The sequence below is a fragment of the Streptomyces sp. NPDC049837 genome (genome assembly GCF_040674455.1).
Taxonomy (GTDB): Bacteria; Actinomycetota; Actinomycetes; order Streptomycetales; family Streptomycetaceae; genus Streptomyces.
The window spans coordinates 112,561-127,483 of the sequence record NZ_JBFAMP010000009.1 but is presented as its reverse complement, the minus strand read 5'-3'; the positions used below and the strand labels follow the sequence as shown (position 1 = coordinate 127,483).

Sequence of the window (14,923 nt, the reverse complement as noted above, 5' to 3'; positions counted from 1 at the left end):
CGCCTCGGCCACGCCCCGGGCCGGCAACTGCTCGTCCTCGGTCATGTGTTCATGGTGCACCACGCCACTGACAATCACGCGAGGACGACGTGGACGCCCTCGCCGCGCCGCGTCGGCGACGTGCCGGTCCTCGCGCCCTGCCTCAGCGGGTGGCGAAGGGGCGGTCGCTCGGGACGATCTCCTTGCCCAGCGGCAGCAGGGAGACGGGGAGGAGCTTGAAGTTCGCGATGCCCAGCGGGATGCCGATGATGGTGACGCACAGCGCGATGCCCGTGAGCACGTGTCCGAGCGCCAGCCACCAGCCGGCGAGGACCAGCCACAGCACGTTGCCGATGCAGGACGCGGCGCCCGCGTCACGGCGGTCCACGACGGTCTGGCCGAAGGGCCACAGCGCGTAGAGGCCGATGCGGAAGGCGGCCAGGCCGAAGGGGATGCCGATGACCGTGATGCAGAGCAGCAGGCCGGCGACCATGTAGCCGACGAACAGCCAGAAGCCGCCGAAGATCAGCCATATGACGTTGAGGATTGCCTTCATGGGCGGCGACCTGCCATCTGTTCGAGTCGGGCGATGCGTTCCGCCATCGGCGGGTGTGTCGAGAACATCTTGGCGAACCCCTGACCGGGACGGAACGGGTTCGCGATCATCATGTGGCTCGCGGTCTCGATCCTGGGCTCCGGCGGCAGCGGGAGCCTCTTGGTGCCCGCCTCCAGCTTCCGCAGGGCGCTGGCCAGGGCGAGCGGGTCCCCGGTGAGCTGGGCGCCGGAGGCGTCAGCCTCGTACTCCCGGGAGCGGCTGATGGCGAGCTGGATCACCGACGCGGCGAGCGGACCCAGCAGCATGATCAGCAGCATGCCGACCAGCCCGGGACCTTCGTCGTCATCGGAGCGGCCGATCGGGATCAGCCAGGCGAAGTTCACCAGGAACATGATCACCGAGGCGAGGGCGCCGGCGACCGACGAGATCAGGATGTCCCGGTTGTAGACGTGGCTCAGCTCGTGACCGATGACCCCGCGCAGCTCACGCTCGTCGAGGATCTGGAGGATCCCCTCGGTACAGCAGACCGCCGCATTGCGCGGGTTGCGGCCGGTCGCGAAGGCGTTGGGGGCCTGGGTCGGCGAGATGTACAGGCGGGGCATCGGCTGACGGGCCTGGGTGGAGAGCTCCCGGACCATCCGGTAGAGCTGGGGCGCCTGGAATTCGCTCACCGGGCGGGCCCGCATGGCGCGCAGCGCGAGCTTGTCGCTGTTCCAGTACGCGTACGCGTTGGTGCCGAGGGCTACGAGGAGCGCGACGACGAGACCTGTACGGCCGAAGAAGCTGCCGATCAGGATGATGAGTGCGGACAGTCCCCCGAGGAGTACGGCGGTCTTCAGCCCGTTGTGCCGGCGGTGCACGGTACGCCCTCCAAATGGTGCGGCAGGGGAACCCTTTGCCTGGTGCTGGTCCACTCATCAGTGGACCCTCCCGTACTGGTCAACGCCAGGCGGGCATGGCGGGTTCCCTTGTGCGCCGGGGGCGGCGTGTGGGCCGTCCGGGTGACTCAGCGCGGGGCGGGCAGCCCGGCCTTCTGGAGGGCCTCCGCCACCGGCTCGACCTCGCTGGTGCAGTGGGCGCAGCGGCTGGCGACGGCGGGGATCTCGGTGAAGCAGCGCGGGCAGTCGCGCACCGCCGCCTTGATGTTGAAGGGCTCGTCGCGCTTGAAGCGGGTCTGGATCTTCATCATCGGCAGGACGACGCAGAAGTAGAGCACGGCAGCGGTGATCATGAAAGCCAGGGCGGCGCTGATGAACAGGCCGTAGGGGAACTTGGCGTCCCTGACCGTGAAGTAGGAGTGGCTGAAGTCTCCGACGGTGCCCGTCGCCAGACCGATGAGCGGGGTGATGAAGGCATTGCTGAACGCGGTGACGACGGCGGTGAAGGCCGCGCCGACGGCCAGGCCGATCGCCATGGAGATGACGTTTCCACGGAGGAGGAAGTCCTTGAAACCGTTCAGCACGGCCGTGCTCCTAGGTAGTGCGTGGGGCTGTGTGCAAGGGGGTCAGAAGAGCGAGGGGATCAGAAGAGTCAGAAGAGGCTGTCCGTGGCGAAGCGCAGCACCAGCTCGGGATAGCCCGACAGCACCACGCCGGCGACGGCCGTCACGGCGATGGCCACGGTGACGGGCGCGGGCGCGGTGTGCCTCACGGGGGCACCTTCGGGCGCGCGGAACAGTACCGCCGTCCACTGCAGGTAGTAGTAGAGGGCGATGACGACGTTGACGCCCATGACGACGGCGAGCCAGCCCAGGCCCGCGTCGACGGCCGCGGAGAAGACCGTGACCTTGGCGAAGAGGCCGATGATGCCCGGCGGCAGACCGGCCAGGCACAGCAGGAAGAACCCCATGACGAGCGCGGCGCCGGGCCGGGTCGCGTACAGGCCCCGGTAGTCCGAGATCCGGTTCAGCGGATGCGTACGGGCGACCAGGGCGGCGACCGCGAAGGCGCCGAGGTTCACGACGGCGTACATCAGGGCGTACGCGACGGTGGCGCCGATCTGGTCGTCGCCGGAGTAAGCGGCCGCCGCGATCGGCACCAGCAGGTAGCCCGCCTGCGCCACCGAGGACCAGGCCAGCAGCCGTACCGCGCTCCACGCGCGCGTGGCGACCTGCCGGAGGGCGGCCACGTTGCCGACGGTCATGGTGAGCGCGGCGAGCACCGACAGGGCCGGGCCCCAGACGTCCGCGTAGGTCGGGAAGGCGATGACGGTCACCAGGACAAGGCCGGTGAAGCCGACCGCCTTGCCGACGACCGAGAGGTAGGCGGCGACGGGCAGCGGCGCCCCGACGTAGGTGTCGGGCACCCAGAAGTGGAACGGCACGGCGGCGGTCTTGAACGCGAAGCCGACGAGGGTGAGCGCGACACCCGCCTTGGCGAGGGTCTCCATCTGCGCCGGGACGTCGTCCAGTCCCTGGGCGATCTCCGTGAGGTGGAGGCTGCCGGTCGCGGCGTACAGGAAGCTGACGCCGAGCAGCGTCACGGCGGTGGCCGTGACGGAGGAGAGGAAGAACTTCAGCGCCGCCTCGCCGGACATGCGGTCGCCGCGCTTGAGGCCGACGAGCGCGAAGGCGGGCAGCGAGGCGACCTCCAGGGCCACGATGAGGGTCGCCATGTCCCGGGAGGCGGGCAGCAGAGCGGCACCGGCGGCCGAGGAGAGCAGCAGGAACCAGAACTCTCCCGCCGGGAGCTTCTCCTTGGTGTCGTGCAGCGACAGCAGGGCCGTCAGGAGGGCCCCTCCCAGCACCAGGAACTGGATGACCAGCGTGAAGTGGTCGGCGGTGTAGCTGCACGCGTCGGCGTCGGTGGTCAGGCAGAAGGTGGTCCGGTCGCCCTTGCGCAGCGGCAGGAGGGTGACGATCGCGGCGACGAGTCCGGCGATGGCGCCCCAGCCGAGGAGCTGCTTGCGTTCCTTCGGTACGAACAGGTCGGCGACGAGCACGATCATGCCGACCACGGCGGCGATCGTCGGCGGCGCGATGGCGGCCCAGTCGACGGACTGGACGAGGTCGCCCGCGCTCGGAGCGTTCGGAGCGCTCGTGGCGGCGAGGGTCACGACTTGCCTCCTGCGAGGAGCTTCTGCACGGCCGGGTCGGTCAGGCCGAGGAGGACCGCGGGCCAGAGGCCGGCGACGACGGTGAGGACGACCAGTGGTGACCAGGCGGCGAATTCGTACGTCTGGATGTCGTCGAGCGGCGGCTGCTCGGCGGCGGGCCGGGCGCCCATGCAGACGCGCCGGACGACGACGAGGAGGTACGCGGCGGTGAGCAGCGTGCCGAACGCGCCGATGGCCATGAAGGTGAGGAACGCGGGGCGGCTGAGGCCCTCGGCCGGCTGGAACGCGCCGAACAGCGCGAGCATCTCGCCCCAGAATCCGGCGAGGCCGGGCAGTCCGAGCGAGGCGACGGCGGCGAACGCCAGCAGGCCGCCGAGGCGGGGCGCACGGCCGTAGAGCGCGGCACCGGTGGCCCCGGCGAGGGTGTCGAGGTCGGCCGTGCCGTAACGGTCCTTGATGGCGCCGACCAGGAAGAACAGCAGGCCGGTGATGAGGCCGTGGGCGATGTTGGCGAAGAGCGCGCCGTTGACGCCGGTGGGCGTCATGGTCGCGATGCCGAGGAGGACGAAGCCCATGTGGCCCACGGAGGAGTACGCGATCAGGCGCTTGAGGTCGCCCTTGGCGCCGGTGCGGGCGAGGGAGAGGCAGGCGAGCGATCCGTAGATGATGCCGGCGGCGGCGAACGCGGCGAGGTAGGGCGCGAGGATGTGCATGCCGTCGGGGGTGATCGGCAGGGCGATCCGGACGAATCCGTACGTACCCATCTTCAGCAGGACACCGGCGAGGAGGACCGAGCCGACGGTCGGCGCGGCGGTGTGGGCGTCCGGCAGCCAACTGTGCAGCGGCCACATCGGAGTCTTCACCGCGAGGCCGATCCCGATCGCCAGAACGGCGATGACCTGCACGGATGTGGTGATGTCGCGGCCGTTGTCAGTGGCGAGTGCCACCATGTCGAAGGTGCCGGCCTTCAGCCCGACGAGGAGCAGGCCGAGCAGCATGACGACCGAACCGAGCAGCGTGTAGAGGATGAACCGCCAGGCGGCCGGCTGGCGTCCCTCGCCGCCCCAGCGGGCGATGAGGAAGTACATCGGGATGAGGACCATCTCGAAGGCCAGGAAGAACAGCAGCAGGTCGAGGACGGCGAAGGTCGCCAGCATGCCGGACTCGAGGACGAGCAGCAGGGCGACGAACGCCCGGGGGGACGGGCCCGCGGGCATCTTGAAGTAGGTGTAGAGCGCGCACAGGAAGGTCAGCAGCGCGGTCATGACCAGGAGGGGGAGGGAAATGCCGTCGACGCCGAGGTGGATCCGCACGTCGAGTGCGGGGATCCAACTGATGTCCGTGCCGGCCTGCATCTTCGACGGCTGGTCGTGGTCGAAGCCGAGCGCGAGGACGATCGCGGCGGCGAGGATCGCGCCGGTGACGGTCACTCCGTGGCGGAGCACGGCCTGGTCCCGGGACTTCCCCTTCAGCCCGGGCGGGGCCGGGAGGAGGGCGGCCGCGGCACCGATGAGCGGGCCGACGACGATGAACGCGAGGAGGAACTGCATCACGGATTCGCTGATATCGATCACGGCTCACGCTCCGGCGGCGACGAGGACGGCGGCGATCGCCAGGACGACGGAGCCGGCGAGCAGGGCACTGAGGTAGGTCTGCACGTTCCCCGTCTGGGCGCGCCGGACGGCCCAGCCGAGCAGGTTCGTGCCGCTGCCCGCTCCGCGTACGTACGTCTCGACGACCTCGCGGTCGAGGAAGCTGACCAGTTGGGCCGCCGCCCTGACGGGGCGTACGAAGAGGGCTGAGTAGACGGCGTCGAGGTGGAAGCCGGCGGCGGCGTGGCGGTGCAGCGGGCCGAGCAGCAGGCGTCCGGGGTCGGCGGGGTCCGGGGCCGCCGCGATGTCGCCGTAGGCGGGGGTGTGCGTGGCGATCGCCTCCGCCTCGGACACGGCGGGTTCGGCCTCGGGGTGGGCGGCGACCGCACCGATCGGGTGGCGGGCGGCGATGGCGGTGGTGTGCCGCCAGGCGCCGTAGGTGACGAGCCCGCCGACGAGGGCGATGCCCGTGCCGAGGACCGCCGTGGTGAGGGTCGGCGTCAGCGCGGGGCCGTCGAACCAGTCGCCGAGTACGCCGGCGGTCAGGCCGAAAGCGAGGGAGGGGACGGCGAGCACCCACAGGACGGCGTTCATGGCGATCGGCTGTCGTCCGTGGGCGGGGGCTTCGGCGCCCCGGCCACGGAAGGCCAGCAGCCACAGACGCATCGCGTAGGCGGCGGTGAGGAGGGCGGTGAGCAGGCCCGAGACCAGGACGATCCAGCCCGCCCCGGCCGGGGCGACCGCCCGGTCGCCCAGGGCGGTGTGCTCGGCGGCCACGAGGACGGCTTCCTTGGAGAAGAAGCCGGCGAACGGCGGGATCGCGGCCAGCGCGAGCAGGGCGACCGTCATCGTCCAGTACGCGTCGGGGATGCGGGCGGTGAGGCCCCGCATGCGGGACATGGCGGCCAGCGAGTTCGTTCCGGCGGCGTGGATGATCACGCCGGCGGCCAGGAACAGCAGCGCCTTGAAGGCGCCGTGCGACAGGAGGTGGAAGACGGCGGCACCACGGTCACCGACGGCCAGAGCGCCCGACATGTAGCCGAGCTGGCCGATGGTCGAGTAGGCGAGGACGCGCTTGATGTCGTCCTGCGCGAGGGCGGCGAGTCCGGAGCCGACCATCGTGACCGCGGCCATCACGGCGAGCACGGTCATGGCGGCGGCGGACGCCGCGAAGACGGGAAGGAGCCGGGCCACGAAGTACACACCGGCGGCGACCATCGTCGCGGCGTGGATCAGCGCGGAGACCGGCGTGGGGCCCGCCATGGCGTCCGGGAGCCAGGTGTGCAGCGGGAACTGCGCGGACTTGCCCGCGACGCCCGCGAGCAGGAGCAGCGCCACCAGGGTGGGGTGGTCGATGCCTCCGGCGGTGACGGCGCCGAGGATCCCGGTGATCCGGAACGTGCCGGCGTCGGCGGCCAGCGCGAACAGACCGATCAGGAAGGGGACGTCGCCGAGCTTGGTGACCAGGAAGGCCTTGAGGGAGGCGGCCCGTGCCTCGGGCGTCTCCCAGTAGTGGCCGACGAGGAAGTACGAGCAGATGCCCATGATCTCCCAGCCGACCAGCAGCACCATCAGGTCGCCTGAGTAGACGACGAGCAGCATGGCGGAGGTGAACAGGGAGACGAGCGCGGCGTAGGAGGGGTAGCGCGGATCGTCGCGGAGGTAGCCCGTCGAATAGAGCTGCACGCAGGTGGCGACCACGCCCACGAGGACGGCGGTCAGCACGGCGAAGCCGTCCAGGTGCAGGGCGAGGTCGATCGCCACCGAGCCGGTCGGGGTGAGCTGCGTCGCCGCGTCGATGGCCTTGCCGCCCCCCTGGCGTACGGCGACGAGGACGGCGAGTACGAGGGCGGCGAGCGTCGGCAGGACGGCCAGGGGGCGCACGAACCCGGGAGCGGTGCGGCCCAGCAGCAGCCCGGCGGCGGCGCCGAGGAACGGAAGGAGGGGGACGAGGACGGCGAGGGTCGTGGTGGTCACGCGGTGGCCTCTGCCTTCTCGTCGGGGCCCGCGGTCTCGTCGGCACCGACGGCTTCGTCGGCGCCCGCGGTCTCGGCGTTGTCGCGGAGCTTGTCGATGTCCGAGGTGCCGCGGTTGCGGTAGACCATCAGGACGATCGCCAGGCCGATGCCGATCTCGGCGGCGGCGATGGCGATGGTGAAGAGGGTCAGCGCCTGGCCGGCGTGCAGGGTGTCGCGGAGCCAGACGTCGAAGGCCACGAGGTTGAGGTTGACGGCGTTGAGCATCAGCTCGACGGACATCAGGACCAGGATCGCGTTGCGGCGGGCGAGCACCCCGTACAGGCCGGTGCAGAACAGCAGGACGGCGAGGACCGCCGGATAGGCGAGGTGCATCAGTTGTCGCCCTCCCGGTCGCGGCGGGACAGGACGATCGCGCCGACGAGCGCGGCCAGGAGGAGGACGGAGAGCGCCTCGAAGGGCAGCACCCAGTGCCGGAAGAGGATCGCGCCCGACACCTTGGTGGAGCCCTGGGCGGGTCCGTCGAGGTCGATCCAGGTGGCGCGGAACGCGTCCACGACCACCCAGATCAGGGCGGCCGCGGCGGCGACGGCGACCGCGAGGGCGGCCGGGCGGTTGCCCGAGTCCGCGTCGGGCGAGCGGCCGATGGGTGCCTTGGTGAGCATCAGACCGAAGAGGAGGAGGACGACGACGGAACCGACGTAGATCAGCACCTGGACCCAGGCGACGAACTCCGCGGTGAGGAGGAGGTACTCGACGGCCAGCCCGCCGAGCGCCACGACCAGCCACAGGGCGGCGTGCACGAGCTGCTTGGTGGTGACCGTTATGACGGCGGCGCCGAGCGTGACGATGCCGACGAGGAGGAAGGCGATCTCGACGCCGGTGGGTGACAGGAAACCGTGGGCGGCGGCCAGGCTCACGCCGTGCCTCCCTCGGCCGGGCGCTGCGGCTGGTCGGTACCGGCCGCGTCCGGCGTGTGCGGTCCCGTCTCGGTGGCCGGGCCAGCTTCGGCCGCTTCGGTCGCTTGGGCGGTGGCGAGCTTCTCGGCGGCCTTGCGGGCCGCGGAGATCTCCTTGGGCTCCTCGGCACCGGGGTCGAAGGCGGGCGGTTCGGGGACGGTCCACATCCACTCGCGGAGCTTGTCCCGCTCGTGGGTGAGGTCGTGGATGTCCGTCTCCGCGTATTCGAACTCCGGCGACCAGAACAGCGCGTCGAAAGGACAGACCTCGATGCAGATACCGCAGTACATGCACAGGGCGAAGTCGATGGCGAACCGGTCGAGGACATTGCGGCTGCGCTCACGGCCGCCGGGGGTGGCCGCGGGGATCGTCTCCTTGTGGGAGTCGATGTAGATGCACCAGTCGGGGCACTCGCGCGCGCAGAGCATGCAGACCGTGCAGTTCTCCTCGAACAGGCCGATCACGCCACGGGTGCGGGGCGGGAGTTCGGGCTGGGCGTCGGGGTACTGCGCGGTGTGGCTCTTCTTGGTCATCGTGCGGAGGGTGACGGCCAGGCCCTTGGCAAGGCCGGAGCCGGGGAAGGAGCCCATGGTTACTGGATCACCACCTTGACGATGCCGGTGAGGGCGATCTGGGCGAGGGCGAGCGGGACGAGCGTGGTCCAGGCGAGCTTCTGGAGCTGGTCCTCGCGCAGCCGCGGGTAGCTCACGCGCAGCCAGATCACGATGAAGGCGAGCACGGCCGTCTTGAGCAGGGTCCACACCCAGCCGAGGCCCTCGGCCCCGAACGGGCCGTGCCAGCCGCCGAGGAAGAGGACGGTGGTCAGACCGCACAGGACGACGATGCCGGCGTACTCGGCGAGCAGAAACAGTGCGAAGCGCAGCCCGGTGTACTCGGTGTACGCACCGAAGATGATCTCGGAGTCGGCGACCGGCATGTCGAACGGCGGCCGCTGGAGCTCGGCGAGGCCGGCGACGAAGAAGACCAGCGCGCCGACGATCTGCCAGGGCACCCACCACCACTCGAAGGCGTTGACGATGCCGGGGAGGGAGACCGTGCCCGCCGCCATCGCCACGGAGGCGGCGGTAAGCAGCATGGGCAGTTCGTACGCGAGGAGCTGGGCGGCGGTGCGCAGGCCGCCGAGGAGGGAGAACTTGTTGGCGGACGCCCAGCCGGCCATGAGCGAGCCGAGTACGCCGACGCCCATGACGGCGAGCACGAAGAAGATGCCCGCGTCGACGACCTCGCCGACGGCTCCTTCGCTGGGGCCGATCGGGATGGCGACCAGGACGAGGAGGTACGGCAGGAGGGCGACGGCGGGGGCGAGCTGGAAGATGCGGCGGTCGGCGTTGGCCGGGACCACGTCCTCCTTCTGCGCGAACTTCACGCCGTCGGCGACGAGCTGGGCCCAGCCGTGGAACCCACCGGCGTACATGGGGCCGAGCCGGCCCTGCATGTGCGCCATGACCTTGTGCTCGGTCTGACCGATCACCAGGGGCAGGACCATGAATACCGCGAAGACGACGAGCAGCCGGAAGGCGACGTCGAGTACGTCGTTCACGCGTCTCCTTCATTCGTTCGTCGTGTTGCGCTGTCGTCGGTCCCGGAGGCGGCGGCACCGTCTTCACCTTCGCCTCCGCCCCCGTGAGGGCCGGCGTCCGGTTCCGGTACGGCTTCGGGCGCCGGCCCGGGGGCCGCCTGCGGCTCGGGTACGTCTTCCGTCCCGGGTGCGGGAGCGGCCTCGGGTCCGGGTACGGCCTTCGGCCCGGGTGCGGGGGCCGCGTCCGGTTCCGGTACCGCCTTCGGCCCGGGTGCGGGAGCCGCCTGGGGTTCGGGGGCCGGGGCCTGGGGCGCCTCGGGGGCCGGGGCGGAGTCGTCGTCGAAGGCCGGGCGCGGGTTGTTCCAGGGGGCGTCCGTGCTGCGCGTGCGGGGCGGTGGCGTCGGGGACGTCTCCGTGGCGGGTTCCGTGCGCTGGCTGGCCGAGCCCGCGCTCGCGCTGCGCGTGCGGCGGGGGCCCGCGGGGGCGGCCGGCTGGCTCGCCGAGCCCTCCGAGGCGCTGCGGGTACGGCGCTCCGGCGCTTCCGGTGCCGCCGGCGCCTCCGGTGCCGCCTGGCCGGCCGAGCCCTCGCCCGCCGTGCGCGTACGGCGGACCGGGCGGTCGCCGGCGGGGCGCGCGGCGCGGGCCGGGCGGGCCGGGGCAGGCGGGAGCTGGCCCTTCAGCGGGCCCCAGTCGTTCGGGTCGGGGACGCCCGGAGGCAGCATCTGACGCCGCTTGGGCCCGCCGTGCTCGGACTCGCCCGGCTCCTTGGCGCCCGGCCACGCCTTGGCGACGCGGGCGGCCAGCACGAAGTCCTTGCGCAGCGGGTTGCCCTCGAAGTTCTCGGGGAGCAGGAGGTGGACCAGGTTCGGGTGGTCCTCGAAGCGGACGCCGAACATCTCGTACGTCTCGCGCTCGTGCCAGCCGGCGCCCGCGTAGACGCCGACGGCGCTGGGCAGGACGGGGGCGTCGTGCGGCACGGTCGTGCGCAGCAGGAGCCGCCGCACCCGGCCGCCGTCCAGGGCGACGACGTGGGCGCAGACGCGGAAGCCGGTGCCGGGCTCGTCGACCGCGCTCAGCCAGTCGAAGTAGGTGCAGCCCAGCTCGTCGCGGGCTGTCTCCAGTGCGGTGATCCAGGACTCGGCGGGGACGTCGACCGTGAGCAGTTCGTACGCCTGGTCGGCCGAGGCGCCCTCGCCGAAGATCTCGGTGACGGCTTCGGGGAGTCGGTCGTATGCGTTCACGCCGTACCTCCCGGAGGGGGCACCAGGCCGCTGCGGAGCTGGCCGACCGACGACGTGCGCCCGTGGCCGTAGCGCTCGCCCAGCGACTCTCGGGCGATCTTCTCCTGAAGCTTGAGGATGCCCTGGAGAAGCGCTTCGGGACGGGGCGGGCAGCCGGGTACGTACACGTCGACCGGGATGATCTGGTCGACGCCCTTGGTCACGGAGTACGAGTCCCAGTACGGGCCGCCGCAGTTGGAGCAGGCGCCGAAGGAGATGACGTACTTGGGCTCGGGCATCTGCTCGTACAGCCGCTTCACCGCGGGCGCCATCTTGTCCGTGACCGTGCCGGACACGACCATGAGGTCCGCCTGGCGCGGCCCGGGCGCGAACGGGATCACGCCGAGCCGGATGAAGTCGTGGCGGGCCATCGACGCGGCGATGAACTCGATCGCACAGCAGGCGAGCCCGAAGTTGAAGACCCACAGGCTGTAGCGGCGGCCCCAGTTCAGGACCACCTTCATCGGCTCGGGCGCGAGCCGGGCGAGGGCTCCGAGCCGCTTCGGCTCGGGAAGATCGACAGGGGTCACGTCCATGTCAGGACGCCCTTCTTGTACGCGTAGAGCAGTCCTACGGCCAGGAAGCCGAGGAAGATGAACATCTCAACCAGCGTCGTGGCGCCGTAACCGGGTGCGGCGAAGACGGTCGCCCAGGGGAACAGGAAGATCGAGTCCACCGCGAAGATGACGTACAGAAAAGCGTAGACGTAGTAGCGGACCTGGGTGTGGGCCCAGCCCTCCCCCACCGGGTCGACGCCGCATTCGTACGTCAGCAGCTTCTCCGGCGTCGGCACGACGGGCCGCAGCAGCCGCCCGGCCGCGAAGGCGACCGCGACGAACAGCACGCCGATCACGGCGAGTAGGCCGACGACCGAATAGCTCTGGAAATAGTCGACGGCGAGTACGGTCGGTGCGGTCCATACGGTCGGTTCCGGCACGTCCGTGTCCCTCGCTCCCTGCCCTCGCGGCGATACTTATGCGATCTGTACGCACGGGAGTCTAGGCCCTGGCATAGCGCCGGTAATCAGCCGTGCCGCACTTCAGGTGGGGTTATCCCTACTTCTCCTGCACCCACGAACCCCATGGCGTGCGCCGGTCGGGCCCGGCAGGCTGGGCCGCATGACCGCACGCATCGCATTCGACCGGCTCGTCTGGAAGGAAATCGCCCACCTTCTGGCAAACCTTCCTATCGCCCTGATCAGCTTTGTTTACGTGGTGTTCATGGTGGCCGTCGGTGCGGGACTGTCGGTGACCGTCGTCGGTCTTCCGCTGCTGGCGGCCGGCCTGGTGGGGACGCGGCTGCTGGGCCGGGCGGAGCGGGCAAGGGCGAGGCTGCTGCTCGGCATACGCATCGAGGAGCCGAGCCCGCTGCCGCAGCGGCCGGGCGACGGTCTCCTCCCCTGGCTGTGGGCGGTGCTGAAGGACCCGGTGGCCTGGCGGACGGCGCTGTACGGGTTCATACGGCTGCCGTGGGGCGTGCTGACGTTCACCGTGACCCTGGTGGGCCTGATCGTGCTGTGGCCGGTGCTGCCGTACCTGGTGCGGGGGCTGGCCAACGCCGACCGGGCGATGGTGCGCGGTCTGCTGCCGCCGTCCGACGAGCTGGAGCGGCGGATCGCGGAGCTGGAGTCGGACCGGGGCGTGGTCGTCGACACCGCCGCCGCCGACCTGCGCCGCATCGAACGCGACCTGCACGACGGCGCCCAGGCCCGGCTGGTCGCCCTCGCCATGGGCCTCGGCCTGGCGAAGGAGAAGCTGCTGGAGGACCCGGAGGCGGCCGCAGCCATGGTCGACGAGGCCCACGGCGAAGTGAAACTCGCCCTGCAAGAGCTGCGGGACCTGGCGCGCGGCATCCACCCCGCCGTCCTCACCGACCGGGGCCTGGACGCCGCCCTGTCCGCCGTCGCCGCCCGGTGCACCGTCCCGGTCAAGGTGACCGTCGACCTGGCGGAGCGGCCGGCCGAGGCGATCGAGGGCATCGCCTACTTCACCGTCTCGGAGCTGCTCCAGAACGTTTCGAAGCACTCCCGGGCGCGCAACGCGGCGGTGGAGGTGTGGCGGGCGGACGACCGGATGCTGATCCAGGTCACCGACGACGGCTGCGGGGGCGCCCGGCTCGACGGGGGCACGGGCATGGCCGGCCTGGCCGAGCGGCTGGGGGCGGTGGACGGCCTGTTCCTCCTGGAGTCGCCGGCCGGCGGGCCGACGACGGTCACCGCCGAGCTGCCCTGGCGCCGCCGGGACCCTTCCCGGTAGAGCCCCTGGGGTGGGGATAACCCCCCGCTCAAGACGGATACGAGCCTCATGGTGCGCGCCCGCCCGGACCAGCAGTCTTGATGTACGACGTCGTGACGTACCGAGTCATGACGGACCGCGTTGTGACGCACCGCGTCGTGACAGACCACGTCGTGACGCACCCGACAGCCGCCTCGCAGCGACGACGAGAAACGGACGGACGAACCGATGGCCCTGGCTCATGGACCGGAGATCCGGCACCCCCGCCTTCCCGTGGCGCTGCGGGCGCCGTTCGAGGCCCGCACCTGGCGCGAGTTCGGCTACCTGCTGATCGGTCTGCCGCTGAGCATCCTCTACTTCGGCCTGTCCATAGCCATGGTGTCGCTCGGCGCCGGCCTGGTCGTGACCTTCCTCGGCATTCCGGTGCTCGCCGCCGCCCTCGCCATGTGCCGCGGTTTCGGCACGGTGGAGCGGGTGCGGGCGCGGGGCCTGCTGGGGGTGGACGTGGCCGATCCGTCGCCGGTGCGGAGCCGGTCCGGGGGCGGGCTGATGGGCTGGGTGGGCGGCGTGCTCAAGAGCGGCGAGTCCTGGCGGCACTTCCTCTACTCGTTGGTGCACATGCCGTGGGCGATCTTCGCCTTCACCGTCGCGGTGGTCTTCTGGACGTACGGCTGGGGGCTGCTGACGTACCCGCTGTGGCGGTGGGTCTTCCCGGTGTACGCGGGGGTGGACGGGCTGCAGTTGTACGGGGACGGTACGCACAGCTTCTACCTGGACTCGCCGGTGGAGATGGCCGTCACCAGCCTGTTCGGCCTGTTCTTCGTGCTGGTCACCCCGTGGGTGATCCGGGCGCTGACGACGGTGGACCGGCTGCTGATAACCGGCCTGCTCAGCCCGTCACGGCTGGCGAGCCGCGTCTCGGAGCTGGAGTCGGACCGCGGCGTGGTCGTCGACACCGCCGCCGCCGACCTGCGCCGCATCGAACGCGACCTGCACGACGGCGCCCAGGCCCGGCTGGTCGCCCTCGCCATGGACCTGGGGCTGGCGAAGGAGAAGCTGCTGGAGGACCCGGAGGCGGCCGCAGCCATGGTCGACGAGGCCCACGGCGAAGTGAAACTCGCCCTCCAGGAGCTGCGGGACCTGGCGCGCGGCATCCACCCCGCCGTCCTCACCGACCGGGGCCTGGACGCCGCCCTGTCCGCGGTCGCCTCCCGCTGCACCGTGCCCGTCAGAGTGGAGGTGGATCTGCCGGCTCGGCCGGCTCCGGCGATCGAGGGCATCGCCTACTTCACCGTCTCGGAGCTGCTCCAGAACGTCTCGAGGCACTCCCGAGCGACCCGTGCGACGGTCGACGTATGGCGAGTGGACGACAGGCTGATGCTGCAGGTGACGGACGACGGCCGTGGCGGCGCGGACATCACCAGGGGCGGCGGCCTGGCCGGGCTGACCGAGCGGCTGGACGCGGTGGACGGCATCCTCGCCGTGCGTTCTCCGGAAGGCGGCCCGACGTCGATAACCGCCGAGCTGCCCTGGCGGGGCTGACCCCCGGCGCCTCCGCCCGCCACCCGCACCCCGGCCCAGCGGCCGGGCCGCATCCCCTCCCCCATCCCCGCCCGGAATCCCACCCGGATCCCTGCCCGACGGCCACCGGCCGGCGAGTTATCCACAGGCCGGCCCGCCGCCGTCCGGATGCTGGGATGCTGGACCGCAGACGCGGGAATCGCGTGGTGCACATCGATTCATGGGGGATGCG

General features: G+C 71.3%; 15 protein-coding genes. 2 read left to right on the top strand and 13 right to left on the bottom strand.

Going from position 1 to position 14,923, the window contains the following annotated elements:
• Positions 1-142: 142 nt before the first annotated feature.
• The 13 genes from AB0J57_RS24155 to AB0J57_RS24095 form a co-directional block, all read right to left on the bottom strand.
• Complete coding sequence (locus AB0J57_RS24155; RefSeq protein ID WP_366130380.1) at positions 143-535, bottom strand: YccF domain-containing protein; 393 nt, start codon at positions 533-535, stop codon at positions 143-145.
• Positions 532-1,395: a zinc metalloprotease HtpX gene (gene htpX / locus AB0J57_RS24150; RefSeq protein ID WP_366130379.1), complete on the bottom strand. Its 864-nt coding sequence runs from the start codon at positions 1,393-1,395 to the stop codon at positions 532-534. The genes AB0J57_RS24155 and htpX overlap by 4 nt, the downstream gene beginning before the upstream one ends.
• 146 nt (positions 1,396-1,541) lie before the next feature.
• A complete protein-coding gene (gene mscL / locus AB0J57_RS24145; RefSeq protein ID WP_366130378.1) occupies positions 1,542-1,997 on the bottom strand; it encodes a large conductance mechanosensitive channel protein MscL in 456 nt (151 codons plus the stop codon).
• 68 nt (positions 1,998-2,065) lie between these two features.
• Positions 2,066-3,589: an NADH-quinone oxidoreductase subunit N gene (locus AB0J57_RS24140; RefSeq protein ID WP_366130377.1), complete on the bottom strand. Its 1,524-nt coding sequence runs from the start codon at positions 3,587-3,589 to the stop codon at positions 2,066-2,068.
• Positions 3,586-5,163 carry an NADH-quinone oxidoreductase subunit M gene (locus tag AB0J57_RS24135; protein ID WP_366130376.1) on the bottom strand — a complete coding sequence of 526 codons (1,578 nt, stop codon included), beginning with the start codon at positions 5,161-5,163 and terminating at the stop codon, positions 3,586-3,588. The genes AB0J57_RS24140 and AB0J57_RS24135 overlap by 4 nt, the downstream gene beginning before the upstream one ends.
• A 3-nt stretch (positions 5,164-5,166) precedes the next feature.
• The gene (locus AB0J57_RS24130; RefSeq protein WP_366130375.1) at positions 5,167-7,158 is read right to left on the bottom strand and encodes an NADH-quinone oxidoreductase subunit L; all 1,992 of its coding nucleotides are present in this window, start codon (positions 7,156-7,158) and stop codon (positions 5,167-5,169) included.
• Positions 7,155-7,532, bottom strand: a complete 378-nt coding sequence (gene nuoK, locus AB0J57_RS24125) for an NADH-quinone oxidoreductase subunit NuoK (protein ID WP_366130374.1) — start codon at positions 7,530-7,532, stop codon at positions 7,155-7,157. The genes AB0J57_RS24130 and nuoK overlap by 4 nt, the downstream gene beginning before the upstream one ends.
• Positions 7,532-8,077: an NADH-quinone oxidoreductase subunit J gene (locus tag AB0J57_RS24120; protein WP_366130373.1), complete on the bottom strand. Its 546-nt coding sequence runs from the start codon at positions 8,075-8,077 to the stop codon at positions 7,532-7,534. The genes nuoK and AB0J57_RS24120 overlap by 1 nt, the downstream gene beginning before the upstream one ends.
• Positions 8,074-8,706, bottom strand: coding sequence for an NADH-quinone oxidoreductase subunit I (locus AB0J57_RS24115; protein ID WP_366130372.1), 633 nt, complete (start codon positions 8,704-8,706; stop codon positions 8,074-8,076). Before AB0J57_RS24115 ends, AB0J57_RS24120 begins: the two co-directional genes overlap by 4 nt.
• Positions 8,707-8,708: 2 nt before the next feature.
• Entirely contained in the window at positions 8,709-9,677 is a 969-nt protein-coding gene (locus tag AB0J57_RS24110) for a complex I subunit 1 family protein (RefSeq protein WP_366130371.1), read from the bottom strand.
• The gene (locus AB0J57_RS24105) at positions 9,674-10,897 is read right to left on the bottom strand and encodes an NADH-quinone oxidoreductase subunit C (protein WP_366130370.1); all 1,224 of its coding nucleotides are present in this window, start codon (positions 10,895-10,897) and stop codon (positions 9,674-9,676) included. Before AB0J57_RS24105 ends, AB0J57_RS24110 begins: the two co-directional genes overlap by 4 nt.
• Positions 10,894-11,472 carry an NADH-quinone oxidoreductase subunit B family protein gene (locus AB0J57_RS24100; RefSeq protein ID WP_366130369.1) on the bottom strand — a complete coding sequence of 193 codons (579 nt, stop codon included), beginning with the start codon at positions 11,470-11,472 and terminating at the stop codon, positions 10,894-10,896. The genes AB0J57_RS24105 and AB0J57_RS24100 overlap by 4 nt, the downstream gene beginning before the upstream one ends.
• Complete coding sequence (locus AB0J57_RS24095) at positions 11,463-11,873, bottom strand: NADH-quinone oxidoreductase subunit A (RefSeq protein WP_366130368.1); 411 nt, start codon at positions 11,871-11,873, stop codon at positions 11,463-11,465. The genes AB0J57_RS24100 and AB0J57_RS24095 overlap by 10 nt, the downstream gene beginning before the upstream one ends.
• Before the next feature lie 181 nt (positions 11,874-12,054).
• On the opposite strand from AB0J57_RS24095, the gene AB0J57_RS24090 reads away from it, so the two are divergent.
• Positions 12,055-13,191 carry a sensor domain-containing protein gene (locus tag AB0J57_RS24090; protein WP_366130367.1) on the top strand — a complete coding sequence of 379 codons (1,137 nt, stop codon included), beginning with the start codon at positions 12,055-12,057 and terminating at the stop codon, positions 13,189-13,191.
• 207 nt (positions 13,192-13,398) lie between these two features.
• Positions 13,399-14,712 (top strand): sensor domain-containing protein, encoded by a 1,314-nt coding sequence (locus AB0J57_RS24085; protein WP_366130366.1) that lies wholly within the window; start codon positions 13,399-13,401, stop codon positions 14,710-14,712.
• The last annotated feature ends 211 nt before the right edge of the window (positions 14,713-14,923 follow it).

Bases quoted from the DNA above. Each gene is read 5' to 3' on its own strand.
- nuoK (WP_366130374.1), bottom strand. From the start codon at position 7,532: ATGCACCTCGCCTATCCGGCGGTCCTCGCCGTCCTGCTGTTCTGCACC.
- AB0J57_RS24090 (WP_366130367.1), top strand. From the start codon at position 12,055: ATGACCGCACGCATCGCATTCGACCGGCTCGTCTGGAAGGAAATCGCC.
- AB0J57_RS24115 (WP_366130372.1), bottom strand. From the start codon at position 8,706: ATGGGCTCCTTCCCCGGCTCCGGCCTTGCCAAGGGCCTGGCCGTCACC.
- AB0J57_RS24100 (WP_366130369.1), bottom strand. From the start codon at position 11,472: ATGGACGTGACCCCTGTCGATCTTCCCGAGCCGAAGCGGCTCGGAGCC.
- AB0J57_RS24155 (WP_366130380.1), bottom strand. From the start codon at position 535: ATGAAGGCAATCCTCAACGTCATATGGCTGATCTTCGGCGGCTTCTGG.
- AB0J57_RS24085 (WP_366130366.1), top strand. From the start codon at position 13,399: ATGGCCCTGGCTCATGGACCGGAGATCCGGCACCCCCGCCTTCCCGTG.